This window comes from Rhizobium ruizarguesonis, from assembly GCF_012349115.1.
Classification (GTDB): Bacteria; Pseudomonadota; Alphaproteobacteria; order Rhizobiales; family Rhizobiaceae; genus Rhizobium; species Rhizobium ruizarguesonis.
This window is the reverse complement of the sequence record NZ_PQIG01000089.1, coordinates 216,929-241,458: the sequence shown is the minus strand read 5'-3', so window position 1 is coordinate 241,458 and position 24,530 is coordinate 216,929. Positions and strand designations below refer to the sequence as shown.

The window sequence follows — 24,530 nt, the reverse complement described above, 5'->3', positions numbered from 1 at the left end:
TAAATCGCCTTACCTTCAATCCGAGCGCCTCAGCTTTTTCAATTCATGTTGCGAACCCTTGACCCAGGGCGGCCATTCCCGCATAGGCAGGGCAAAGTTACCAATAGATATGGATCAAGCCATGGGCTTCAAATGCGGTATCGTCGGCCTGCCGAATGTCGGCAAATCGACCCTCTTCAACGCGCTCACCAAGACGGCGGCGGCACAGGCGGCGAATTATCCCTTCTGCACCATCGAGCCGAACACCGGCGAAGTCGCCGTGCCGGATCCGCGCATGCGCAAGCTTGCCGATATCGCCAAGTCGAAGGAACTGATCCCGACCCGCATCTCCTTCGTCGACATCGCCGGCCTGGTGCGCGGCGCCTCGAAGGGTGAGGGCCTCGGCAACCAGTTCCTCGCCAATATCCGCGAGGTCGATGCTATCGTGCATGTGCTGCGCTGCTTCGAAGACAGCGACATCACGCATGTCGAAGGCCGCATCAATCCCGTTGCCGATGCCGAGACGATCGAGACCGAGCTGATGCTTGCCGACCTCGAAAGCCTGGAGCGCCGCACCGAGCAGACCCGCAAGCGCGCCACCGGCAAGGACAAGGATTCGGTGGCGATGCTGCCGATCATGGAAGCCTCGCTGAAGCTGCTCAACGAAGGCAAGCCGGTGCGCACGCTGCTGTCGACGCTCGACGCGGAAGAAATCGTCATCCTCAAGAGCCTCAATCTTCTGACTTCACATCCGGTGCTCTACGTCTGCAACGTCGCCGAAGGCGATGCCTCGACCGGCAACGAATTCACCGAGGCCGTCGCTGTCATGGCGAAGGAGCAGGGTGCTGAAACCGTCACTATCTCGGCGGCGATCGAGTCTGAGGTCGCCCAGCTTCCCGAGGAGGAAGCCAAGGAATTCCTCTCCGCCCTCGACCTTGACGAGGCGGGCCTCGACCGGCTGATCCGCGCCGGCTACAAGCTGCTCCACCTGATCACCTATTTCACCGTCGGCCCGAAGGAAACGCGCGCCTGGACGATCGAGCGCGGCACCAAGGCGCCGCAGGCCGCCGGCGTCATCCATTCGGATTTCGAGCGTGGCTTCATCCGCGCCAACACCATCGCCTATGACGACTATATCAAATACAACGGCGAAGTCGGCGCCAAGGATGCCGGCAAGGCGCGCGACGAAGGCAAGGAATACGTCGTCCAGGACGGCGACGTCATCCATTTCCGCTTCAACACCTGAACGGAAACTGTCGCTATCCCGATCAATTCATTTCGCCCAAATCGCTCAGCGGTTTGGGCGAAATCGTAAGATTTACGGAGTTGCCCCTAAGATGGCCGGCGGCAGTCTTTGCGAAATGGCGTCCGGCAGCGCCCGCAGCACGATGCGGCGCAGCGGCATCCAGCCCGTTCCTATGACGAGCACGATCGCCCCGACGACGATCAGCGTCGTGAAGATATAGGTATCAACCGTCGCACTTCCCTGTCGGAAAATGCCGTAGATCGCAAAACCGAGCGACAGCAGTCCAGACGTGACGAAGGCGCGCCGGTCGATGACAAGGCCGATCAGCATCAGCACCCCAACGCTGATAACGATGATCGGCGTCTTGATCGAAACCGTCTGGGCAACATCCAGCAAATTGCCGTCGAACGAAATCAGCAGGCGGACGCTGAAGAGCAGCGCCGGTGCAGCACCCAGATGAAGCCAGAAGGCGATATCGGAGCGTGTCGTCCGGCGCATCCGATCGCCAAGGTCGAAATACAGCGCCGTTGCAAAGAGCCCGAGCGCGCAAACGAGGCAGACCACCGCGAGCAAGACGGGATGGTTGGCGAAGAATTGCGGATCCCCGCTCGCCCATTGCATGAGCCGCAAAAGTAGGGTGAGGACGAAAGCAAGGGCCGACATGATGCAGAGCGCCAACGCCAACGGCACCCGATAGCGGACATAATAGGCGCCGAGAATGATAGGGAAGCCGGCAACGAACTGCGTCGCCTCCGCCCCGTTGAAAGCGGATGTTATCGGCTTGAAGAAGAAGGACATCAGCAGGAATGTCCAGCAGAACAGCGCGATCGTCAGGCTGACGGCCGGCAGGGCAAGCCGCTGCCGGCGCACCAGGATCTCCGAAAGCACAATGATCGCAGGCAGCACGGCATAAAGTGCGGCAAGCCCCCAGAGGCCGCCGAGCGCCACGACGACACCGATCGTGATCAGCACATCGTGAAAGCCGCGCACGAAACGCGGTGTCTCGGTATCCGACCAGGCCTGCTCTTCCTGCGCTGCCATTGCCGGCCGCGCCTCTATGACGGTGACGCCGCGCTCGGCCAGAAACGGCAAAAGCCGCCCGCCCGCCTCCGGCGAAATCAGCCCCTGGCGTGCAGCTTCGTCGAGTATCGATCTCAGTTCCGTCATACCGGTTTATCTCCCCGGAATCATTGAGCCCGCGCGGATGCTATTGTAAGCATTGTGCGCTGCATATGGCGGGAGGAGCGAATGTCGGCAGAAAAGCTTTCCTTTGAGGATTTCCGGCCCGGCCGCCGCTTCGTGCTCGGCCCGAAGCCGGTAACCACCGAGGAAATCATTGAGTTCGCAAGCGAATTCGACCCGCAGCCGATGCATCTTGATGAGGCTGCCGGCCGCGCCAGCATTCTCGGCGGGCTTGCCGCCTCCGGCTGGCACACCTCTTCGATGTTCATGCGCATGATGGCCGACAGCTATCTCCTGACCGCGCTCGCCGAGGGCGCGCCTGGTATCGATTTGATGGAATGGCGCAAGCCTGTCCTTGCCGGCGACACGCTGTCGGGCCATTCGACTGTGCTCGAATCCCGGCCGATGCGCTCGCGGCCCGGCATGGGCATCGTCAAGTTCCGCCATGAGGTGGAAAACCAGCGAGGCCAACTCGTCTTGGTCTCAGAAAATTCGGTCATGCTCCGCATGCGCCCGGAGACATCAGCATGAAAATGTCCGACCTCTACACCGTCGGCGAGAAGGCCGAGATCGGCAGCTACACCTTCACCGAGGAAAGCATCATCCGCTTCGCCAAGCGCTTCGATCCACAGCGTTTTCATATCGACAGGCAGGCGGCAAAGGAAAGCCTCTTCGGCGATCTCTGCGCCTCCGGCTGGCACACGACGGCCGCCTGGATGCAGACTTTCATTGCCTTTTGGGAAAGGCAGAGCGCAGCACTCGCGGAAAAGGGCCTGACAGCACCGAAGCTCGGCCCCTCACCGGGTTTTCAGAAGCTGCAATGGCTGCGGCCGGTGTTCGTCGACGATGACGTGACCTATTCCGTCGCCTTGCTCTCCAGCCGGGCGCTCGCCTCACGGCCGGGCTGGCACGTCAACACGATCCTCTGCGAAGGCGTCAATCAAAACGGCGATCCCGTTATCCGCTTCGAAAGCGGCGTCCTCGAATTCGACTGACGCCGCCCGCAATGGAAGTGGTTCGGAGCATGATGCCGAAAAGTGTGAGCGGTTTTCGGACGACATCATGCTCTATTTCTTTGATCTAATGCCCGGAAAATTCGACCAGCGTGTGCACGATAACGCCGAGTTCTTCCAGCTTCCTGCGGCCGCCGAGATCCGGCAGGTCGATGACGAAGCAGGCGCCGACCACTTCCGCGCCGATCTGGCGCAGCAGCTTCGTTGCGCCGACGGCCGTGCCGCCGGTGGCGATCAGGTCGTCGACCAGGATCACCTTCTCGCCGGGCTGCACCGCATCGCGATGCATCTCCATCTCGTCGACGCCGTATTCCAGGCTGTAGGCGATGCGCACGGTCTCGTGCGGCAGTTTGCCCTTCTTGCGGATCGGCACGAAGCCCGAGGAAAGCTGGTGGGCCACCGCACCGCCCAGAATGAAGCCGCGCGCCTCCATGCCGGCGATCTTGTCGATCTTGGTGCCAGCATAGGGCTGCACCAGTTCGTCAACCGCCCTGCGGAAAGCGCGTGGGTTGCCGAGCAGCGTGGTGATATCACGGAAAATGATGCCGGGCTTGGGATAGTCGGGAATGGAGCGGATGCTGGCTGCGAGCTCCGAAGTCGTATTGTCCATGGAAAGTCCATATTCTGCGAGGGCATGAAACTGGCCGCACCCTATCAATTGCCAGGGGCGGAACCAACAAAAAAGGCGGCCCGAGGCCGCCTTTTGAATGTCGATCGGGAACCGCTCAGTGTTCCTTGTTGGCGTAGATCGACCGCTTCGTCAGGTAGATCAGCACCGTGAAGATCAAGAGGAAGATCATGACCATGAAGCCCGTACGCTTGCGTTCCTCGAGATGCGGCTCGGCGGCCCACATCAGGAAGGCGGAGACGTCCTTCGAATACTGGTCGACCGTCGCCGGCGCACCATCGTCATAGGTCACCTGGCCATCGGAGAGCGGCTTCGGCATGGCAAGGACGGCCGCAGCGTGGAAATAGGGGTTATAATGTCCGCCCTGCGGCACCTGGAAACCGGCCGGCGGCTCTTCATAACCGGTCAGCAGCGAATGGATGTAATCCGGGCCACCTTCCTGATACTGCGTGAAAATGTCGAAGACGAATTGCGGGAAGCCGCGCTCGACTTCGCGAGCCTTCGCAATCAGCGAAAAGTCGGGCGGAGCCGCGCCGTTGTTGGAAGCCGCCGCCGCCTCTGCATTGGCGAAAGGCGCCGGGAAGTGATCGGATGGCACCGCTTTGCGGGTAAACATTTCACCGGCGGCGTTCGGGCCGTCCTGAACCTCGTAGTTCGCAGCGAAAGCCTTCACCTGCGCCTCGGAATAACCGAGTTCGTCGAGCATGCGGAAGGGCACGAGGTTCATCGAGTGGCAGGCGGAACAGACTTCGGTATAGACCTTGAGGCCACGCTGAAGCTGACTCTTGTCGTAATGGCCGAACGGACCGGCAAAAGTCCATTCCTCCTCCTTCGGCTCCTTCAGCGGATAGTGCGGTGTCGCACTTTCCTCGTGATGGGCCGCAGCCGCGCCGTTGGCGGGCGTCGCCTCCTGGGCCAGCACCGCACTGCCGAGACCGGCGGCGAATGCGAACGAGAGAATGCTTGTAACAAGCGTTTTCATATTTCTATTCCCTTCCGTCGCTCGCTTATGCCTTGACCGCTGCGGTCATGTTGCGCTTTTCGAGCACCGCTTCGGTGATCGAGTTCGGGATGCGGCGCGGTGTTTCCACCAAGCCGAGAACCGGCATCGCGACCAGGAAGAAAGCGAAGTAGAGGAGCGTGCAGATCTGCGAGATCGTGGTGTACAAGCCTTCTGCCGGCTGCGAGCCGAGCCAGCCGAGGATGATCGCATTGATCACGAACAGCCAGTAGAACAGCTTGTACCAGGGGCGGTAGACGGCCGAGCGCACCTTCGACGTATCGAGCCAGGGCAGGAAGAACAGCACGATGATCGCGCCGAACATCACGAGCACGCCGCCAAGCTTGGAGTCGATCGGACCGACGTTGAAGGTGATCGAACGCAGCATCGCGTAGAACGGCAGGAAGTACCATTCCGGAACTATGTGGGCCGGCGTCTTCAACGGGTCGGCCGGGATGTAGTTGTCGGCGTGGCCGAGGAAGTTCGGCAGGTAGAAGACGAAATAGGCGTAGACCAGCAGGAAGATTGAGACGCCGAGAGCATCCTTCATCGTCGCATAAGGCGTGAAGCGCACCGTATCCGTCTTCGTCTTGACCTCGACGCCCGTCGGGTTCGTCTGGCCGACGACGTGCAGCGCCCAGATGTGCAGGATGACGACACCGGCGATCATGAACGGCAGCAGGTAGTGCAGCGAGAAGAAGCGGTTCAGGGTCGGGTTTTCGACCGCGAAACCGCCGAGTAGGAACTGCTGCACCCATTCGCCGACCAGCGGGAAAGCCGAGAAGAAGCCGGTGATGACGGTGGCGCCCCAGAAGGACATCTGGCCCCAGGGCAGAACGTAGCCCATGAAGCCGGTCGCCATCATCAGGAGGTAGATGACCACGCCGAGGATCCAGAGGATTTCGCGCGGCGCCTTGTAGGAGCCGTAATAGAGGCCGCGGGCAATGTGCAGGTACACCGCGACGAAGAAGAAGGACGCGCCGTTGGCATGCATATAGCGCAGCAGCCAGCCGTGGTTGACGTCGCGCATGATCTTTTCAACGGAGTTGAAGGCGACCGACGATTCGGCAGCGTAATGCATGGCGAGTGTGACGCCCGTCAGGATCTGCACCACCAGCATGACGGCGAGCATGGCGCCGAAAGTGTAGGCATAATTCAGGTTACGCGGAACCGGATAGGCGATGAAGCTGTCATAGACCATGCGCGGCAGTGGAAGGCGCGCATCGACCCATTTCTCGAGGCCGGTTGATGGCTCGTAGCTGGAATGGCCACTCATTAATCAGTCTCCCCTCAACCGATCTTGATCTTGGTATCGGACAAAAATGAAAAGGTCGGAATCGCCAGGTTCTGCGGCGCCGGACCTTTGCGGATGCGGCCGGCCGTGTCGTAGACCGAGCCATGGCAGGGACAGAACCAACCATTGTATTCGCCGGCCTGGCCGAGCGGCACGCAGCCGAGATGCGTGCAGGTGCCGATCATGACGATCCAGTTTTCCTTGCCCTTGCCGCCGGAACGGTCAACACCCGTTGCCTGAGCGTCGACAGGAAGGTTTGCATTGCGCGCGATCGGGTCCTTCAGATCACCAAGCTGGACGGCGTTTGCCGCTTCCACTTCCTCAGGCGTGCGATTGCGGATGAAGATCGGCTTGCCGCGCCATTTGACCGTCAGCGACATGCCAGGCTCAAGGCTGGCAACGTCGACTTCGATGGAGGCGAGAGCGAGCGTCGAAGCGTCAGGACGCATCTGATCGATGAATGGCCAAGCGACCGCAACGGCGCCGACGGCGCCTGCCATACCAGTGGTGAGATAAAGGAAATCACGGCGAGTGGGTTCGCCCATGCCCTCGCTTGTCGTTTCGTGTTCGCTCACGGCTAACATCCTCTGCGCAATTTTCGCGGAATTCCGCCCTGCCCCCTCTACCGGCGAATCTCTCTGGACACAATTCGGCCATAGATTCCCCGGCAATCCGGCGCGTTCTATGCTTGATCGCAAATTATGTCCAGCCTTGGCAAGGGGATGAGGGCACAATGTCGCGGGAAATTTCGGATGAATTTTTTAAGGCAAACACGCGCTTGCCATTATGTTGCGTTGCAACAAAAACGGCCTCGTGATAGGCGCAGTCGCAGCCACGCCAGCGAGCCGGACCGGAGCGGATGAGAGACACGATTTTTTGCGTATTCAGCGTCCTCACGACCCTCGTTCTCGCCATCGTCTCCCTGCGGTACGTTGCCGATTTCTATCTGCTGTCGTTCTTTTACAGCTTCCAGGTCCATCTGGCGGTGGCCGGCGTGATGGCCTCGCTCGCAGCCCTTCTCGTCAAGCGGCACTGGTATGCGCTGCTGACCCTCGCGGTATCGGTGGTCCTTGCCGTCCACGGCGTCGTGATGATGCGCGAGTTCATCGAACCATCAGTCGAGGAGAGCCGCCCCGCCCTCTTCAGGCTGATGTCCTTCAATATCGAGAACGATAATTTCGCAAACGGCCCTGGCATCGCCGACATGGTCATCGCCTCGGGCGCCGATGTCGTCAACATCCTGGAGGCCGAACCGCTGCTGTCTGAACTGCCGCGGTTGTTGAAGGCCTATCCCTATTATATCGGATGCGGCGTCGGCATGGAGCAATGCGATACGCTGGTCTTGTCGAAACGTCCGCTCATCGAACCCCGCATCAGCAATCTCGGCCTGCTCTGGCGCAATCGGCTGACGATCTCGACGATCGATTTCGACGGCCAGAAGGTCAATTTCCTCGCCGCGCACCTGACAAAACCTTATTACGATGAGTTCCACGGCCTCGAAATCTGGGATCTAGCAGAGATCATCCCTTCCATTTCGGGACCACTCGTCCTTGCCGGTGATTTCAATACGTCGATTCTGGCGCCAGACGTGCAGTATCTCATGCGCACCCAGGGCTTGGGCACGGTATCGCTGGAGCCCGCGACATGGCCGATCCGGGCTGGCGCCTTCGGTATTCCGATCGATCACGTCTTTACCCGGGCGCCGCTGCGGCTGAAATCGGTCCGCCGTATCGAGAACGGCTTCGGATCAAATCATTTTGGCCTGATGGCGGAATTTGTCATCGACCCTTGAGCCCGTGTCCTCATCCGTAGCGAGGAAGCCGCCGGACTGGCGCGCCCAAAGTTCGGCATAGAGGCCGCCGCGGCGAAGCAGTTCGTCATGACTGCCTTCCTCGATGATCCGGCCGAGATCGACGACGATCAGCCGGTCGAGCGCGGCGATCGTCGACAGCCGATGGGCGATCGCAAGCACCGTCTTGCCTTCCATGATCCGGTGGAGATTGGACTGGATCGCTTCTTCCACTTCCGAATCGAGCGCCGACGTCGCTTCGTCGAGAACGAGGATCGGCGCGTCCTTCAGCATGACGCGGGCAATCGCGATACGCTGCCGCTGCCCGCCCGACAGTTTGACGCCGCGTTCGCCGACATGTGCATCGAAACCTCTGCGGCCCTGCTGATCCTGCAGGCGTTCGATGAAGTCGATGGCTTCGGCGCGCCTGGCTGCCTCGACCAGCCCCTCCTCGCCGGCATCCGGCCGTCCGAACAGGATATTGTCCCGCACGGAACGATGCAGCAGCGAGGTGTCCTGGCTGACGACGCCGATCTGCATCCTGAGAGATTCCTGCGTCACGGCTGCAAGATCCTGGCCGTCGATCAGAATGCGGCCATCCTGAATGTCGTAGAGACGCAGCAGCAGGTTCATCAGCGTTGATTTCCCCGCGCCCGAACGGCCGACGATCCCGACCTTTTCGCCCGGGCGGATGGTCAGGGAAAAATTCTCGACGACCGGCTGATGACCCTTGCCGTAGCGGAACGAAACATTGTCGAAGCGGATGCCGGGCTGCCGGATCACCAGGGTCTTGGCATCAGGCCGATCGACGAGCCCCAGGGGCTGGGAGATCAGCTCGGCGGCATTCTGGATGGTACCGAGATTGCGCATGATGCCGTTGAACTGGGTCATCAGCCGTCCGAGCAGGAAATTCAGCCTGAGCACCAGCGCCAGCGAAAACGCCACGGCGCCGGAACTCACCAGGCCGCGCAGCCAGAGATCGACGCTCAGCCCCGCCATCGTTACGATCATCAGGCCGGAGAGCAGCGCCATCGAGGCCCTGACGCCCGTGATGAACCGCGTGAAGCGCAGCACCGTATCCTGATAGATATCGAAACCCTGCCGCATGTAGCGGTCGCTCTCCTCATCGCGTGCAAACAGCTTCAGCGTCTGCATGTTGCTGTAGGAGTCGACCATCCGGCCATTCAGCATCGATCCGGCTTCCGCCGTTTCGCGGGAATGATGGCGGATCCGCGGAACGAAGTGGCGCGCAAGCAGGCTGAAGGCGCAAAGCCAGAACAGCACGACGGCGGCAAGGGAAAAGTCCAGCCGGGCGACGAGCACGAGCGTCGTTACGGCATAGATGCCGACGAACCAGACGCTTTCCATCAGCGAGGTGACGAGATCGCCGGTTGCCTGCCCCGCCGACCAGACCTTGGTGACGATGCGCCCGGAAAAATCGCTCTGGAAGAACGACAATGATTGCCTGGAGACGTGGAGATAGGATTGCCAGCGAGCAAGATTGTAGAAGCCCGGCGTGATCACCTGCTGGTCGACGAGCGCGATCAGGAAGGCGACGACGAAGCGTACGAGCCCGATAAGGGCGAGCATGCCGAACAATTCGCCGCCATGGGCGGCGAGAAGACCGTTCCAGCCGGCACCCGGCGTGATACTCCCGAGGATATCGACCAAGCGGCCGACGAACCAGAACAATGCAGCCTCGATTGCCGCCGATGTCCCACCGAGAACGAGCATGGCGATAAACGGCATCCTCGCCTGGCCGATATAGAACCAGATGAATCCGAGCGTCGAGCGCGGCGGTTGGAGATTGGCGCGTGGGCGGAACGGGTCGATCCAGGTTTCGAACCGGCGGAGGATGGGGTTCAGCAACATAGAAGCGATATAGGCGGATTAGCCGACCCGGCAAAGGGAATGAAAAGCGGACAGAATGTTATATTTTGGTAATTATCGATAACATCGGCGGCATCGGCATTGACTGCCCCTCAACCGGTCACAATCTGACGTTACGATCGCGCTTCACCGGAGAAACCGTCCATGGAAACGAAAATGCTCGATGCGCATATTCCGCTTCCGCTTGCAGAAAGGCTGGATGCCCTGGCCATCGACCTGGCGCTGCCGCGCGATGAAATCGTCACCGACGCCATCACCGCCTGGATCGACCAGGAGGAGCGCCGCCGCATCACAGCGCTGCGCACGATCGCCGCCGCCAACACCATCGTCCTCATCGAACATCACCGCGCGATTGATTGGGCCGACAGCCTTTGAACGGCCAAGAGGCAAACGCGGTCAGGTTTCAGCAACCGTCCGGCAAGCTCATAGCCATCCTAAGAATTCAAGAGGCCCTCCCCGCTTCCGTGGGGAGGGCCTCATTTCATCTTATTCCGCCGCCACTTCCGCTTCCTCGGCATGATCGGAGAGGAAGCCGCCGGACTGGCGGTTCCAGAGGTCGGCATAGATGCCGCCTCCCGCGATCAGTTCGCTGTGCGAACCGGCCTCGATGATCCGGCCCTTGTCGAGCACGATCAGCCGGTCCATCTCCGTCAGCGTCGAAAGCCGGTGGGCGATCGCGATCACCGTCTTGCCCTCCATCAGGGCGAAGAGGTTTTCCTGGATCGCCGCCTCAACTTCCGAATCGAGCGCCGAGGTCGCCTCGTCCAGCACCAGGATCGGCGCGTCCTTCAGGAAGACGCGGGCGATCGCGACGCGCTGCCGCTGGCCGCCGGAGAGCTTGACGCCGCGTTCGCCGACCTGCGCATTCAGCCCTTCGCGGCCCTGCAAGTCGACGAGACCTTCGATGAACTCCCAGGCATTCGCGCGTTTGGCGGCCTCGATCACCTCGGCGTCCGTTGCATCGGGGCGACCATAGGCGATGTTGTCGCGGATCGAGCGATGCAGCAGCGAGGTGTCCTGCGTCACCACGCCGATCAGCGAACGCAGGCTTTCCTGCGAGACGCCTGCGATGTCCTGCCCGTCGATGGTGATGCGGCCGGCCTCCAAATCATAGAAGCGCAGCAGCAGGTTCATCAGCGTCGTCTTGCCGGCGCCGGAGCGGCCGACCAGGCCGACCTTCTCACCCGCCTTGATGTCGAGCGAAAGGTTGTCGATGACGCCCTTGCTCTTGCCGTAGTGAAAGCGGATGCGGTCGTAGTGGATCGCACCCTTCTTCGCCGTCAGGGTGGGTGCGCCCGGCTTGTCGACGATGTCGTGCTGTTTGCTCATCATCTCCATGCCGTCATAGACCGTGCCGATATTCTCGAACAGTGCCGAGACTTCCCACATGATCCATTGCGACATGCCGTTGACACGCATGGCAAGACCGATGGCGATGGCGATGGCGCCGACCGAGATCGCCCCGCTCAGCCAGAACCAGATCGACAGGCCCGAGATGACGAAGAGCGCAACGCAGTTGTTCACATAGACGCAGATGTGGAAGAGCGTCACCTTGCGCATCTGCTTGTGCACGGTCTGCAGGAACTCGTCCATGCCCTCCTTGGCATAGACCTCCTCGCGGCCCGCATGCGAAAACAGCTTGACCGTCGCGATATTCGTATAGCTGTCGACCACGCGCCCCGTCATCATCGAGCGCGCATCCGCCTGCGCCGCCGCGATCTTGCGAAGCCGCGGCACGAAATAGGCGACGATGCTGATATAGACTGCGAGCCAGACGAGGATCGGGATCATCAGCCGCCAGTCGGCCGCTGCGATGACGATGATCATCGTCAGGAAGTAGGTGACGACATAGACGAAGACGTCGAGGATCTTCATCACCGTCTCGCGCACGGCAAGCGACGTCTGCATCACCTTGGTCGCGACACGCCCGGCAAACTCGTTGGCAAAGAACGACATGCTGTGGCGCAGCAGGAAGCGGTGCATCTGCCAGCGTGCGATCATCGGATAATTGCCGAGCATCATCTGATGCATGATGAGCGAATCGAGCCCGGCCGTCAGCGGCAGGCCGACCAGCACCAGCGCCGCCATCCAGAACAGCTTGTGGCCTTCTCTCTCCAGGAAGGTGGCGCGGTCGGCATTGGTCAGCCAGTCGACGATGTCCCCGAGGAACTGGAAGAGCGCCACTTCGCCGATCGCAATCAGCGCGGTGAGCACGGCCATCAGGCCGAGCCAGGGCGCAGCCGGTTTGCTGTAGTGCCAGCAGAAGGCAAAAAGGCCTTTCGGCGGGGCGACGGGCTCCTCGCTCGGAAAGGGATTGAGTCGCTGTTCGAACCAGCCAAACATGAAATTGCTCCGAAACGTCATCATTCCGGCTCCCGGCTTCGCGCCATCCCAGCGCTATGCAAGCACATATGGGAACCGAACGTTCAAGGGGCGAGGCTGAGACAGCCGCACAAGGGATCAAAAAAGGAAATTCAGGGAAGAAACCCGCACTATCGGCGGAAAATCGCACCGCTTGGCATCACGGCCGGGAGGCGCACATACAGCAAAATATTCATTCTGGCGCTCCTTGCTGGCGATTAAAGATATGCACCGATAACGCGAAAACGAGGAATTTTCCAGCCCTGTTCTGCCAAAAATTTCATCTTTTCGGGTCAAAACGCGCCCTGTTGCGTCGAAATCACAGTTGCATTAGGCGTTTTGCGGTGAAAGCAGGAAGATGGCGGATCATGACTTCACTCAGACTGGCACTCTATCAGCCGGATATTCCAGGCAATACCGGCACGATCCTGCGTCTTGCCGCCTGCCTTGGCTTTGCGGTCGATCTGATCGAGCCCGCCGGCTTCGACATCTCCGACCGCAACCTGAAACGGGCGGGAATGGATTATATCGCCGCCGCCGCCCTCACCCGCCATGTCAGCTGGGACCGCTTCGAGGCATGGCGTCTGACCACCGGCCGCCGCCTGATCCTCGCCTCGACCAAAGCTGCGGAGCGCTACACCAATCTTGCCTTCCGGCCGGACGATATCCTGCTCTTCGGTCGCGAAAGCGCCGGCGTGCCGGATCAGGTGCATGAGGCAGCCGATGCGCGCGTCCTGATTCCGATGGTCGAAGGCCAACGCTCAATCAATGTCGCGGTTTCGGCTGCGATGATCGTCGGCGAAGCAATGCGCCAAACCGTCTGGGCCTGACCAACTCGCAGCGCTGGCGGAGCACATGCGATGGATTTGCCGAACAGCTCCGGAATATGTCGCAAAACGGCGTTGTCAATCGGTCAGACTGGGGTATATTTATTAGCCGAACAACCAAAAATTTCGTATAGCCTCCACGATTCCAATAACTTGGGGCCAGAGAGGAAAACAGCATCTCTTCAGACCGACGAAAGAAGAATAAAAACAAAAAATGGACTCCACAATCATCATGATCAACCTGTTCGGCGCCGTGGCTCTGCTGCTGTTCGGCCTCGCGCAGGTGAAGGATGGCGTGACGAGGGCCTTCGGCGCCCGCCTGAGAACAGGCCTGGCGACCGGCACGCGTGGCAGTCTTCGTTCTTTCCTGTCAGGCCTCGTTGCAACCGTCGCGCTGCAGAGCTCGACGGCCACAGCACTGATGACAGCCTCCTTCGTCGAGCGCGACCTGATCAAGCCGCGCATGGCGCAGATCGTCCTGCTCGGCGCCAATGTCGGCACGGCAATCACTGCCTGGATCGTCGCCACCGGCATCGAATGGCTCTCTCCTCTTCTGATTCTTGTTGGCATTGTGCTTTACCGCGGCCGTTCAAGCTCCAGCCAAGGCGGCGGCACGGCGCTGATCGGCATCGGGCTGATGCTGCTGTCGCTGCATCTCCTTGGCCTTGCGACGGAACCGATGCGCGCCTCGCCTGCTCTCGCCGCCTTCATCGGCCTGCTGGACGGCGCTCTGCCCGTAGCAATGCTCGTCTCGGCAGCACTCGCCTTCGCGTCCTCGTCGAGCCTCGCAGTGGTGGTGCTCATCCTGTCGCTCGCCTCGGCCGGCGTGGTCTCCGCCGAACTCGTCATCGTGCTTGTGCTCGGCGCCAATCTCGGCGGTGCGATACCGCCGGTTATCGCGACATTGTCCGGCCCGGCTTCGGCGAGGCGCGTCACCCTCGGCAACCTCGCCGTCCGCACGCTCGGCTGCCTCATCGCGCTGCCTCTGGCGGGATATGGCGCGGAGTTCATCCAAATGCTGCCCTTCGGTCCCGCCAAGCTGCCGGTCGATGCGCATCTTGCCTTCAACCTTCTGCTGGCGGCGCTGGCCTGGCCCTTCTCCCGGCCGCTCGCCACCCTGATGGCCCGGCTGGTGCCGGATCAGGCCGAACCCGATAACGCGCCGAAATATCTGGATGCACAGGAGCTTTCGACGCCGGTCGTTGCCCTCGCCAGCGCCACCCGTGAAGTGCTCGGCGTCGGCGACTTGATCGAGCGCATGCTCATCCGGGTCTCCGAAGCTTTCGAGCATAACAGTGCATCCAAACTTGCCGAGATCCCGGCCCTCGAAGAGCGCGTCGACCGGCTGCAGCAGGCGGTGAAAGTCTATCTCTCGAAGCTTGGCCGCGAGGGTCTCAGCGACGAGAACGCCCGCCGTTCGATCGTCGTCATCGATTATGCGATCAACCTTGAGCACATGGGCGACATTATCGAGAAGGGCTTGCTGGAGCAGGTGGCGAAGAAGATCTCCCTCGGCCTGAAATTTTCCGAGGACGGTCATCAGGAACTGCGAAAGCTGTTCGATCTGACAATCGACAATTTGCGCGTCGCCCAGACGATCTTCGTCACCCGCGATTTCAATCTCGCGCGTCAGATGATGGAGGTAAAGGTCGAGGTGCGCCGGATGGAAAAACAGTCTGCCGAGCGCCACCTCGAACGTCTGCGTGATGGCCGCGCCGACAGCTTGCAGACGAGTTCGCTGCATCTCGACATGCTGCGCGACCTGAAGCGCCTCAATGCCCACATCGTCTCGGTGGCGCATCCAATCATGGATGAAAGCGGTCTGCTGATCGAAAGCCGCGTGCGGGCGACTGCAAAGTGACGGTCAGTCGGCCGAAGGCAGGCGGCGCATGGTGAATTCGATTTGGTCGCCCTCGAGCTGACGCCAACTCTCCACCTCGGTCCAATAGGCGGCTTTCGGATATTCGTCGAACCATTCGCGCGCCTTGGCGCGTGCGTCCATGAGGCCGAGGCAATAAGTCTCACGCACGAAATGGTCTTTCTTGCTCGGGGGATTTTCCGCCCGATGTCTCGCTATCCTGCGCTTCAGGCCGTCGAAGGACGGAGGCCCTGGAACTTTTTTCATCAAACCTACCTCCTCGGAAAAGGTAATATCGAAATTCTTGATTTGCGAGTCGAATCTTGGAAGCGCTCGGCAGTGCTGCCGCGGCTTGGCGAGATGCAGCACCAACTGCTAATCATGGCCTGCAATCAAGAATGAGCGAGTCGCCTCCGAAGGAGATGTCGACCGTCGGAGGCGTAAATGGAAAGACCGGAACTGCCGATCGGCTTGCCTGACGATATTGAAGAGAAGAAGGCTGCCGCCCGCAATTGGTTCGAGGGATTGCGCGATACGATCTGCGCCTCCTTCGAGGCCCTCGAGGATGAGTTGGAAGGGCCGCTTTCCGACCAGGAGCCCGGCCGCTTCGCCGCCAAGGACTGGTCACGCGAAAACGGCGCCGGCGGCGGTGGCCGGATGTCGATGATGGAAGGCCGCGTCTTCGAGAAGGTCGGCGTCCACACCTCCACCGTCCACGGCGAGTTCTCTCCGGATTTCCGCGCCCAGATACCCGGCGCCAAGGACGATCCGCGTTTCTGGGCCTCGGGCATTTCCCTGATCGCTCATCCCGTCAACCCAAACGTTCCGGCGGTGCATATGAACACCCGCATGGTCGTCACATCAAGCCGCTGGTTCGGCGGCGGCGCCGACCTGACGCCAGTGCTGTCGCGTCGCCGCACGCAGGAGGACGAGGACAGCCAGCTCTTCCATAAGGCTATGGAGATCGCCTGCCGCAATCATGCCGTCGCCGATTACGATGCCTACAAAGCCTGGTGCGACGAATATTTCTTCCTGAAACACCGCAACGAGGCCCGCGGCATCGGCGGCATCTTCTACGATTGGCTGCATTCGAGCGAGGAAGCCGGCGGCTGGGACGCCGATTTCGCCTTCACGCGCGATGTCGGCCGAGCCTTCGCCATGGTCTATCCGAAGATCGTCCGCTCCAACTTCAATAAATTGTGGATAGAGGCCGATCGCGACGAACAATTGATCCGCCGGGGCCGCTACGTCGAATTCAATCTGCTGTATGATCGTGGCACGATCTTCGGCCTGAAGACCGGCGGCAACGTTGAATCCATTCTCTCGTCGTTGCCCCCCGTCGTCCGCTGGCCATGAAACTGTGATATCTCATCGATAAATTCGAGGTGATAGACCTTCACGAAAACTCAGTGCGTCCTAACTTTATATGTATGTGCGTAACAATCGGAGGAGGATTGTCATGACGATACAAAGTGGCTCGCCTGCGTCCGCGGATGTTCAGGAAACATCCCGCACGATCGACACCCCGGAGTTTCTAACGCGCATCGCCGAGCAACTCAGAACGAAGAGCGGCTCCGATCTGCCGTTGTCCTGCTTCATCGAGCAGGTCAAGCTGCAACTGGCAGGCGGAAAGTCGCCGGAACAGCTGCAGAATGAGGCAGCGGCCGCAAACAGCAACATGCCCGAGCACCTTTCGGATACCTACAAAGCCTGGGCGATGCCCGACTGATACTGCTTTCACCGGCTGGCATGTCGATGCCGGCCGGAACCTTCTCTCCTCCCGCACATTCATCAGTCGCGTGAAAGCGCGATTGTCGTTGTGTTCAGGATAGAGGAAAAGACCATGCGACTTTTCGAATGTGGCACACTCGTTCCCGGCTGCGCCTGGCATACCAGGGCGGATAGTGACGCCGAGGTGGTCCGCCGGGCCGTCGAGCACCTGAAAAGCGCTCACGGCGAAACCACGATCCGCGAGAACATGGTGGATAATATCAAGGCTCGCATCCGCGACGAGGTGAACGCAGCCTGATTATTGCACGCGTTCCTGGAGCCGGGCGAGCAGCGCCGCCCGGTCGGAAACGAAGTTTTCCTCCACCCACTGGTTTTCCAGACCGGCAAGCAGCTCGCCGACGCGCGGGCCGGACGCAATTCCTGCCGAAATCACGTCGCCGCCGTTCAGCGGAAACTGTGGTTTCTTCCAGTGCGTTGCCTTATCCAGCAGCTTGTTGAGCCGCGCAGACCGCGCCATTTCGTCGAAATCGCTTTCAGCCTTGCCGCGCGCAACCGCAAGTGCCAGCTTCAGCCGTGTCGTGATGCCGTCGGTGCTGTTGCGATAAAGCAACCGTTCGAAAGCCGCCGATGACATGTCGTCATTGACTGGCGCTGCCATGGCCCAGGCCTTGAGGGTGGCCGCTTCCGCATTCGAGAGCTTGAGCCGGGCTGCGAGCGCCTCCATGCGCGCGGCATCGGGCGGCACGATCGCCGCAAGGCGCAGCAATGGATCGGGTGTCCAGCCGAGCGCCTTTTCGGTGGCGATCAGCGAAGGGATCGCATCGATCCCCCATCGTTCCGATTCCGGCAGGATTTCCGTCAACACCGCCACCTGCCGCATCCAGAGCAGCGCGCGACCAGGATCGTCGGCGCCAAGCAGCTTTCGCAACTCAGACCAGACGCGTTCTGCCGAAAGCGTCGTCAGTTTCGAACGCGCGAGGGAACACGCCTTCAGCCCCTCGGCATCCGGCCGCCCGGAACCGTAATAGGCAAAGAAACGGAAGAAGCGCAGGATACGCAAATGATCCTCGGCAATACGCCTTGCGGCATCGCCGATGAAGCGGATGTTGCGCGTCTCAATGTCGGCAAGTCCGCCAACGAGATCCACCACCTCGCCCTTTGCATCGGCATAAAGCGCGTTGATCGTCAGATCCCGCCGTTCGGCGTCTCCCTTCCAGTCGGTGCTGAAGGCAACCTTGGCATGGCGTCCGTCGGTCTCGACGTCGGTGCGAAGGGTCGTCACCTCGAAGGGCTTGCCGTCGATGACGAGCGTCACCGTGCCGTGCTCGAGGCCGGTTGGGACTGCCTTGATGCCGGCCGCCGCCGCCCGCTCCATCACCGGCTCCGGTCTGAGTGTCGTGGCTATGTCGACATCATTGACCGGCAGGCCCATCAGGCTGTTGCGCACCGCTCCGCCAACCACCCGCCCTTCGCCGCCATCGGCGTTGAGAAGCGCTAAGATCCGGCCAAGGGCCGGGTCGCGGAACCATGCTTGGTCGGCGATGCCGGTCATGCATAAAGCCTTTCATAAAGCGTGCGGACGATGCCGGCGGTAATGCCCCAGATCATTCTGGTTTCATAGGGCACGCGGTAGAAATGCCGGTCGATGCCGTCGATGACACGTCTGTCGCGGGTGTGATTGGCAGGATCCATCAGGAAGGAAAGCGGCACCTCGAACACGTCGTCCACCTCGGTCGGGTTCAGCGTCAGCGCAAAGCCCGGCGAGACGACGCCGAGCACCGGCGTAATGCGGAAGCCCGTTGAGGCAAGGTAATTCGGCAGCCGCCCCACGGTTTCGACGAAGGAACCGGCCAGGCCAATCTCCTCCTCCGTCTCGCGGATCGCCGCCATTTCGGGCGAGATATCGGCGGGATCGATCGAGCCGCCGGGAAAGGCGATCTGCCCGGAATGTTTGCGCAGCGTCGCCGTGCGCTTGGTGAAGATCACATGCGCTTCCTCGCCATCGTCGACGACGGGTACGAGCACGGCGGCGTCGCGCAGCTTGAAGGTCTCGACCTCGGCGACGATATCGGGATTGAGGATGTGGTCCCCGTGATCGCGCCAGGCATGATCGACCGGCCCACCATTCTGGTTGAGCGCGCGGCGGCGGAATTCGGCTGCGGAAAACAGCGGATAACGTTGGGTAATCGCATCATTCATCGGGAAAGCGCATCCAGTTCATCGGCCGGCATCATCGCAAAAACCTCTCCGGCCGAGCGGACGGCGAACATCGCCTGTCCCTCGACCTCGATCGTCTCGCCGAGCGCCACCAGTTCATACATCACCGCACGCGACACCAGCGCCTCCAGCCGCCCGCGCACATGCAGATAGGGTTTCAATTCGGCATTCTCGCCCGCAATCGCAAAGCGCAGCCGATGCTCTCCTCCCGCCTCCACGACATCGCCGACATTGGTGCGGAAAGTCAGCACCTGTCGGCCTTGCCCCTCCGTCACGCTCATCTCCACGGCGATGAAAGGCGCGTCGACGACCCTTATACCGACCTTTTCCACAGGAGTTACGAGATAGGTCTTCTGGTCGTCGTCTTTTCTTAAAACCGTCGAAAACAGCCGCACCAGCGCCGGTCGGCCGATCGGCGTACCCATGTAGAACCAGGTGCCGTCCGCCCGGATTTCCATGTCGATATCGCCGCAGAAAGGCGGATTCCACCGCTCGACCGGCGGCAATCCTCGTTTTTGTCCGGCATTTTCCTGAGACGCGCGCGAAATCAGTGCGGCAAGTCCCGCCGCATCCGCCTGTCCGCTGATTTCCTCGGCTGCCATTCTTCCGTCCCGGTTTGTCCTTAACGAAGTAAAGTCACGAGATAGTCATTCGCAACGAACTTGTCAGCCCGTCACATCTCCATAACTCTATCGGGTATGAGGCACATGTATAAGTCCGCCGATTCGCTGCCGAATGATTTCAGCCGTTGGAGATACGCATGGGTATGATGAAGACCGAAGCCAGCCTCGATGAAAAGGCGATCGTCGCCGCCGCCGAAAAGGCGCTCTCCGATATCGCCGCCATCCGCGGGGAAGTCTCGAAGGTGATCTTCGGTCAGGAAAGCGTCGTCGAGAACACCATTCTCGCCGTGCTGTCAGGCGGTCATGCTCTGCTCGTCGGCGTTCCCGGTCTTGCCAAGACCAGACTGGTGACCACGCTCGGCGAGGTGCTCGGCCTTGCCGCCAACCGCATCCAGTTCACGCCGGATCTGATGCCCTCGGATATTCTCGGCTCCGAGGTGATGGACCAGGACGACAGTGGACGCCGCTCCTTCCGTTTCGTCAAGGGCCCGGTCTTTGCCCAGCTCCTGATGGCCGACGAGATCAACCGCGCTTCGCCGCGTACCCAGTCGGCCCTTCTGCAATCCATGCAGGAATATCACATCACGATCGCCGGCCAGCGTTATGACCTGCCGGCGCCCTTCCATGTGCTCGCCACCCAGAACCCGCTCGAGCAGGAAGGCACCTACCCCCTGCCCGAAGCCCAGCTCGACCGCTTCCTGCTGCAAGTCGACGTCAACTACCCCGAACTCGCCGCCGAGCGTCAGATCCTGCTCGAGACGACGGGCTTGGGCGAAACTCGACCGGAAGCCGTCATCGATGCGCAGCGGCTGATCGAGATCCAGACCCTGGTACGCCAGATGCCGGTGAGCGACACGGTTGTCGATGCCATCCTGGCGCTGGTGCGTTCCGCCCGCCCCGGACAGGGCAATGCCTCGACCGACAAGAACGTCGCCTGGGGTCCTGGCCCTCGCGCCGGCCAGGCAATGATGCTCTGCGCGCGCGCCCGCGCGCTCTACGAAGGCCGTCTCGCACCGTCTCTGGACGATATCTTCGCGCTCGCCGAACCCATTCTCCAGCACCGCATGGCGCTGACCTTCGCCGCCCGCGCCGAAGGCATGTCGGTGCGTGATGTCGTCGCCGGACTGGTCAAGCAGGCAAAGGGATAAGGAAGCCGGACGCGTGGCATCTATCGGACAGATCGTCAACCCGACGTCAGGCAGCGATGCCCTTTCCCGCGCCAGGCAGCGGGCCGCCCTGGTGCCGGACTGCCTGGTGGAAGCCAAGCGCATCGCCAACACCGTGATCGCCGGCTGGCATGGTCGCCGCAAGCGCGGCATCGGCGAGAATTTCTGGCAGTTCCGTCCCTATGCCGAGGGCGAGAGCCTGTCGCGCATCGATTGGCGCCGCTCCGCCCGCGACGACCACACCTATGTGCGCGAGCGCGAATGGGAGGCGGCGCACACGATCTGGCTCTGGTGCGACATGTCGCCCTCGATGATGTACAAGTCGAGCTACGGCAACGTGTCCAAGGAAAGCCGCGCTCTGGTCATCATGCTGGCGCTTGCCGAAATCCTCGCCCGCTCCGGCGAGCGCATCGGCTGCCCCGGCATCATGGAACCCGCCTCCGCCCGCAACGCCGCCGAACGCCTCGCAGCCGCGCTCATGCACACGCCGCTGACCGGCGGCCTGCCGGAAACGGCGATGATCCGCGGCTGGAGCGACCTCGTCCTCATCGGCGATTTCCTCGACGATGCGCCGGCAATCATGGAGCGCCTCGGCCCGCTTGCCCGCCGCGGCCTGCGCGGCCACGTGGTCGAGATATCAGATCCCGCCGAAGAGATATTCCCCTATAGCGGCCGCACCGAATTCACCGATCCGGAGAGCGGCGCCAAGCTTATCTCCGGCCGCGCCGAACATATCCGCGAGGCCTATCGCAACGCCTACCTCGCTCGCAGGGACAGCCTCGGCCAGTCGCTGCGCCATCTCGGCTGGACCTTCGCGTCTCATCGCACCGATCATCTTGCTTCGGAAGCGTTGGTCGCGGTGCACATGTATCTGTCCGGCATGCCGGCCAAGGCAACGCATGGAGGGCAGCTATGAACGCCCTTCCCTTCGCTTTCGCCTATCCCGCCATTCTCGGCGCGCTCGTCGCCTTGCCGGTCATCTGGTGGCTGCTACGGCTGACGCCGCCACGTCCGAAGACCGAAGTCTTCCCGCCGCTGAAGATCCTCGCCTCGGTGCTGAAGCGCGAGGAGACGCCGGCGCAGAGCCCCTGGTGGCTGACGCTGCTGCGCATGCTGCTCGCCGCCACCATCATCCTTGCAATCGCCGACCCGGTTTTCAATCCACGCACCAGTTCGCTGGCATCAGGTGGCCCGCTCGTCCTCCTCGTCGACAACAGCTGGGCGGCGGCACCCGACTGGGAGCGCCGCATCCAGACCGCCGACGCGTTGATAGACGACGCCGAATCCGCCGGCACGCCTGTGTCGATCGCCTTCACCGCCGATCCGAGCAACGACGCCGTGCCCGGCACCGCCGCTGCCGCCCGCGACAAGCTGCGCGCCGCCGAGCCGCGACCACTGGTACCGGACCGCGAACGCGCCTTCCAGGCGCTGCGCGCCGCGCTGAACGGCATCAAGCCCGGCACCCTCGCCTTCCTGACTGACGGCGCCGCCGCCAAGGCCGACGACGCCACGGTGCGCAGGCTCGCCGAACTCCAGCCCACCGATCTGCGTCTGATCGAGGGCGATGCCGCGCGGACGGTCGCGATCACTGCCGCCAACAATGCGGCGGATGCCATGACCGTCAAGGTCACGCGGCTCAACACCTCGCAGGCCGCATCGGTGGCGCTGAACGCCGTCGATACCCAGGGCCGCTCGATCGCCAATGGCAGGGTGGATTTCCGCCCCGGCCAGAGCGTCGCGACGAGTGCGATCACCGCTCCCTTCGAGATGCGCAACGATTTCGCGCGCATCAGCGTCGACAACGGCGCGACGGCAGGCGCCGTCCACCTTCTCGACGACGCATTCAAGCGCCGCCGCGTCGTGTTGCTGTCAGGTGAAGGAGGGGATGAGTTCCAGCCGCTGCTCTCGCCGCTCTATTATATCCAGCGGGCGCTGCAACCCTATGCGGATCTGATCCAACCTGGCGATTCCGATCTTTCGGTCGCGATACCAAAACTTCTCGCCAACAATCCCTCCATCATCATCATGGCCGATATCGGCCGGCTGCCGGAGGAGACCTACGAGCCTCTGACGCGCTGGATATCGAATGGCGGCATGCTCCTGCGGTTTGCCGGCCCGCGCATGGCGGCAGCCCCTGCGGACGATCCGCTGATCCCTGTCATCTTGCGTCAGGGAGAACGGGCGCTCGGCGGCACCTTGTCCTGGAGCGAGCCGCAGTCGCTTGCCGAATTTCCGAGTTTCGGGCCTTTCGCCGGCATAGCGCGTCCCGCCGATGTCGTCGTCAAGCGGCAGGTGCTCGCCGAACCGACGCCCGATCTTGCCGAACGCACCTGGGCGAGCCTGGCTGACGGCACACCGCTCGTCACGATGAAGCAGATCGCATCCGGCCAGATCGTCCTGTTTCACGTCACCGCTGAAGCAACCTGGTCCGATCTGCCGATCTCAGGCACCTTCGTCGACATGTTGCGTCACCTCCTGCAGATATCGCGCTCGGGCGGTGTGACTTCGGAAGCGCGCGGCAATGCGCGTGTCTCCGAAACCCTGCCGCCATTCCGCATGCTGACGGCCAAGGGCACGCTCGTCTCCGAGACGGGATCGGCGCGGCCGCTCATTCCACAGGCCGGGGTCGAACCGACGACAAATTTCGACAACCCTCCCGGGCTCTACGGTTCGGAGGATGGTTTCGCCTCGTTGAACGTGCTGCCCGAGAACGCCGAACTGACGCCGCTCGACACAACAGGGACCAATGCCGTGCGCGAAGGCCTGATCGGCGGCGAAAGCTGGTCGGCAAAACCCGCGCTCTTTCTCGCAGCCTTTCTGCTGCTCCTGGCCGATAGCCTGATCGTCCTCTTCATGAATGGCGCATTCTCGCGATTGCGCCCGGCTGTCCGAACCGGCGCGATGATCGCGGTCGCCGTCGGCGCCGGCTTTCTCGTGCAACCCGGCACGCTTCACGCCGACGACTCCCAGCCCGGCGACGACCTCATCCTGCAGAGGCTTGACAACACCCATCTCGCCTATGTCGTCACCGGCGAACAGGATGTGGATAATATATCCGAGCGCGGTCTTGAGGGACTAACCCAGTTCCTGACTTTTCGCACGACGCTGGAGCCGGCGTCGCCCGTCGGCATCGACCTCACCAAAGACGAACTCTCCTTCTATCCGATCATCTACTGGCCGGTTTCGGCGACGGCGCCGATGCCGTCGACGGCGGCAATCAGCCGTATCGATGCCTATATGCGCAATGGCGGCACCGTGCTTTTCGATACGCGTGATCAGATCAGCGCATTGGACAATGGCGGCAATGTCAGCGCCAACGGTGAGAGATTGCAGGCAATCCTCACCAATCTCGACATCCCGCCGCTCGAGCCGGTACCATCAGATCACGTGCTGACGAAATCCTTCTATCTTCTGTCGAGCTTTCCCGGTCGTTATACGGGCAGCCCCCTCTGGATCGAGTCCCGGCAGGGCGGTCAGGGACCGAGCGAAAAATCGGCGGCGACGGCCGACGGCGTTTCGCCGATCCTGATCACCGGCAATGATTTCGCCGGCGCCTGGGCGATCGACGACAACGGCGTACCGATACTGCCGACCGTGCCGTCGGATGAAACGCAGCGCGAATATGCCTACCGTTCCGGCGTCAACATCATGATGTATATGCTGACCGGCAACTACAAGACCGACCAGGTCCATGTTCCCGACCTCCTCGAACGGTTAGGACAATGA

Annotated in this window: 24 protein-coding genes; 13 read left to right on the top strand and 11 right to left on the bottom strand. The window is 61.6% G+C overall.

The genetic code is table 11. The features are described 5' to 3' along the window. The first annotated feature begins 121 nt into the window (after positions 1 to 121). Complete coding sequence (gene ychF, locus C3Y91_RS22700; protein ID WP_024319526.1) at positions 122 to 1,225, top strand: redox-regulated ATPase YchF; 1,104 nt, start codon at positions 122 to 124, stop codon at positions 1,223 to 1,225. Positions 1,226 to 1,297: 72 nt separating this feature from the next. On the opposite strand, the gene C3Y91_RS22695 is transcribed toward ychF, so the two are convergent. Then, positions 1,298 to 2,392 carry a hypothetical protein gene (locus C3Y91_RS22695; RefSeq protein WP_168575807.1) on the bottom strand — a complete coding sequence of 365 codons (1,095 nt, stop codon included), beginning with the start codon at positions 2,390 to 2,392 and terminating at the stop codon, positions 1,298 to 1,300. A gap of 81 nt (positions 2,393 to 2,473) precedes the next feature. Between C3Y91_RS22695 and C3Y91_RS22690 the strand changes: the two genes are divergently transcribed. Both C3Y91_RS22690 and C3Y91_RS22685 read left to right on the top strand, forming a co-directional pair. Continuing rightward, complete coding sequence (locus C3Y91_RS22690) at positions 2,474 to 2,938, top strand: MaoC family dehydratase (RefSeq protein ID WP_018073958.1); 465 nt, start codon at positions 2,474 to 2,476, stop codon at positions 2,936 to 2,938. After that, entirely contained in the window at positions 2,935 to 3,402 is a 468-nt protein-coding gene (locus tag C3Y91_RS22685) for a MaoC family dehydratase (RefSeq protein WP_018073957.1), read from the top strand. Before C3Y91_RS22690 ends, C3Y91_RS22685 begins: the two co-directional genes overlap by 4 nt. A gap of 85 nt (positions 3,403 to 3,487) precedes the next feature. On the opposite strand, the gene C3Y91_RS22680 is transcribed toward C3Y91_RS22685, so the two are convergent. From C3Y91_RS22680 to petA, 4 genes are all read right to left on the bottom strand, one after another. Continuing rightward, positions 3,488 to 4,030 carry an adenine phosphoribosyltransferase gene (locus C3Y91_RS22680; RefSeq protein ID WP_018073956.1) on the bottom strand — a complete coding sequence of 181 codons (543 nt, stop codon included), beginning with the start codon at positions 4,028 to 4,030 and terminating at the stop codon, positions 3,488 to 3,490. A 115-nt stretch (positions 4,031 to 4,145) separates the two neighbouring features. Further along, positions 4,146 to 5,030, bottom strand: coding sequence for a cytochrome c1 (locus C3Y91_RS22675; protein ID WP_018073955.1), 885 nt, complete (start codon positions 5,028 to 5,030; stop codon positions 4,146 to 4,148). Between the two features lie 25 nt (positions 5,031 to 5,055). Then, complete coding sequence (locus tag C3Y91_RS22670; RefSeq protein ID WP_018073954.1) at positions 5,056 to 6,324, bottom strand: cytochrome b; 1,269 nt, start codon at positions 6,322 to 6,324, stop codon at positions 5,056 to 5,058. A gap of 14 nt (positions 6,325 to 6,338) precedes the next feature. Then, positions 6,339 to 6,917 carry a ubiquinol-cytochrome c reductase iron-sulfur subunit gene (petA, locus tag C3Y91_RS22665; protein ID WP_026154254.1) on the bottom strand — a complete coding sequence of 193 codons (579 nt, stop codon included), beginning with the start codon at positions 6,915 to 6,917 and terminating at the stop codon, positions 6,339 to 6,341. Between the two features lie 284 nt (positions 6,918 to 7,201). Between petA and C3Y91_RS22660 the strand changes: the two genes are divergently transcribed. After that, positions 7,202 to 8,134 carry an endonuclease/exonuclease/phosphatase family protein gene (locus tag C3Y91_RS22660; protein ID WP_024319524.1) on the top strand — a complete coding sequence of 311 codons (933 nt, stop codon included), beginning with the start codon at positions 7,202 to 7,204 and terminating at the stop codon, positions 8,132 to 8,134. Here the strand turns inward: C3Y91_RS22660 and C3Y91_RS22655 are convergent. Then, positions 8,090 to 10,003 (bottom strand): ABC transporter ATP-binding protein, encoded by a 1,914-nt coding sequence (locus tag C3Y91_RS22655; protein WP_130688447.1) that lies wholly within the window; start codon positions 10,001 to 10,003, stop codon positions 8,090 to 8,092. The two genes, C3Y91_RS22660 and C3Y91_RS22655, sit on opposite strands and share 45 nt — an antisense overlap. 162 nt (positions 10,004 to 10,165) lie before the next feature. Between C3Y91_RS22655 and C3Y91_RS22650 the strand changes: the two genes are divergently transcribed. Continuing rightward, positions 10,166 to 10,396 carry a ribbon-helix-helix domain-containing protein gene (locus C3Y91_RS22650; RefSeq protein WP_024319522.1) on the top strand — a complete coding sequence of 77 codons (231 nt, stop codon included), beginning with the start codon at positions 10,166 to 10,168 and terminating at the stop codon, positions 10,394 to 10,396. 111 nt (positions 10,397 to 10,507) lie between these two features. Here the strand turns inward: C3Y91_RS22650 and C3Y91_RS22645 are convergent, their stop codons facing one another. Continuing rightward, entirely contained in the window at positions 10,508 to 12,364 is a 1,857-nt protein-coding gene (locus C3Y91_RS22645) for an ABC transporter ATP-binding protein (RefSeq protein WP_024319521.1), read from the bottom strand. 386 nt (positions 12,365 to 12,750) lie between these two features. Between C3Y91_RS22645 and C3Y91_RS22640 the strand changes: the two genes are divergently transcribed. Continuing rightward, on the top strand, positions 12,751 to 13,212 hold the full coding sequence (locus C3Y91_RS22640) for a tRNA (cytidine(34)-2'-O)-methyltransferase (RefSeq protein WP_018073950.1): 462 nt from the start codon (positions 12,751 to 12,753) through the stop codon (positions 13,210 to 13,212). Positions 13,213 to 13,423: 211 nt separating this feature from the next. Then, the gene (locus tag C3Y91_RS22635; protein ID WP_018073949.1) at positions 13,424 to 15,070 is read left to right on the top strand and encodes a Na/Pi cotransporter family protein; all 1,647 of its coding nucleotides are present in this window, start codon (positions 13,424 to 13,426) and stop codon (positions 15,068 to 15,070) included. A 3-nt stretch (positions 15,071 to 15,073) separates the two neighbouring features. Here the strand turns inward: C3Y91_RS22635 and C3Y91_RS22630 are convergent, their stop codons facing one another. Continuing rightward, positions 15,074 to 15,334, bottom strand: a complete 261-nt coding sequence (locus C3Y91_RS22630) for a hypothetical protein (RefSeq protein ID WP_024319520.1) — start codon at positions 15,332 to 15,334, stop codon at positions 15,074 to 15,076. 177 nt (positions 15,335 to 15,511) lie between these two features. Here C3Y91_RS22630 and hemF point away from each other — a divergent pair, with 177 nt between their 5' ends. The 3 genes from hemF to C3Y91_RS22615 all read left to right on the top strand — a co-directional run bounded on the left by hemF (position 15,512) and on the right by C3Y91_RS22615 (position 17,096). Further along, positions 15,512 to 16,423, top strand: a complete 912-nt coding sequence (hemF, locus tag C3Y91_RS22625) for an oxygen-dependent coproporphyrinogen oxidase (protein ID WP_024319519.1) — start codon at positions 15,512 to 15,514, stop codon at positions 16,421 to 16,423. A 103-nt stretch (positions 16,424 to 16,526) separates the two neighbouring features. After that, positions 16,527 to 16,796: a hypothetical protein gene (locus tag C3Y91_RS22620; protein ID WP_024319518.1), complete on the top strand. Its 270-nt coding sequence runs from the start codon at positions 16,527 to 16,529 to the stop codon at positions 16,794 to 16,796. 114 nt (positions 16,797 to 16,910) lie between these two features. Beyond that, positions 16,911 to 17,096 carry a DUF1059 domain-containing protein gene (locus C3Y91_RS22615; protein WP_018073946.1) on the top strand — a complete coding sequence of 62 codons (186 nt, stop codon included), beginning with the start codon at positions 16,911 to 16,913 and terminating at the stop codon, positions 17,094 to 17,096. Here C3Y91_RS22615 and C3Y91_RS22610 read toward each other — a convergent pair whose 3' ends face one another. The 3 genes from C3Y91_RS22610 to C3Y91_RS22600 are packed head-to-tail and all read right to left on the bottom strand — an operon-like array spanning position 17,097 to position 19,617. Then, positions 17,097 to 18,350: a CCA tRNA nucleotidyltransferase gene (locus tag C3Y91_RS22610; protein WP_128405963.1), complete on the bottom strand. Its 1,254-nt coding sequence runs from the start codon at positions 18,348 to 18,350 to the stop codon at positions 17,097 to 17,099. It abuts the gene before it with no gap. Continuing rightward, the gene (locus C3Y91_RS22605) at positions 18,347 to 18,997 is read right to left on the bottom strand and encodes a CoA pyrophosphatase (protein ID WP_128405964.1); all 651 of its coding nucleotides are present in this window, start codon (positions 18,995 to 18,997) and stop codon (positions 18,347 to 18,349) included. Before C3Y91_RS22605 ends, C3Y91_RS22610 begins: the two co-directional genes overlap by 4 nt. Next, on the bottom strand, positions 18,994 to 19,617 hold the full coding sequence (locus C3Y91_RS22600; RefSeq protein ID WP_012758470.1) for a DUF1285 domain-containing protein: 624 nt from the start codon (positions 19,615 to 19,617) through the stop codon (positions 18,994 to 18,996). The genes C3Y91_RS22605 and C3Y91_RS22600 overlap by 4 nt, the downstream gene beginning before the upstream one ends. Positions 19,618 to 19,775: 158 nt before the next feature. Here C3Y91_RS22600 and C3Y91_RS22595 point away from each other — a divergent pair, with 158 nt between their 5' ends. Genes C3Y91_RS22595 through C3Y91_RS22585 form a run of 3 tightly spaced genes read left to right on the top strand, consistent with a single transcriptional unit; the run spans position 19,776 to position 24,530 of the window. Continuing rightward, positions 19,776 to 20,786, top strand: coding sequence for an AAA family ATPase (locus tag C3Y91_RS22595; protein ID WP_113545306.1), 1,011 nt, complete (start codon positions 19,776 to 19,778; stop codon positions 20,784 to 20,786). 13 nt (positions 20,787 to 20,799) lie between these two features. Then, positions 20,800 to 21,720: a DUF58 domain-containing protein gene (locus C3Y91_RS22590; RefSeq protein ID WP_012758472.1), complete on the top strand. Its 921-nt coding sequence runs from the start codon at positions 20,800 to 20,802 to the stop codon at positions 21,718 to 21,720. Further along, positions 21,717 to 24,530: a DUF4159 domain-containing protein gene (locus tag C3Y91_RS22585; protein ID WP_168575806.1), complete on the top strand. Its 2,814-nt coding sequence runs from the start codon at positions 21,717 to 21,719 to the stop codon at positions 24,528 to 24,530. The genes C3Y91_RS22590 and C3Y91_RS22585 overlap by 4 nt, the downstream gene beginning before the upstream one ends.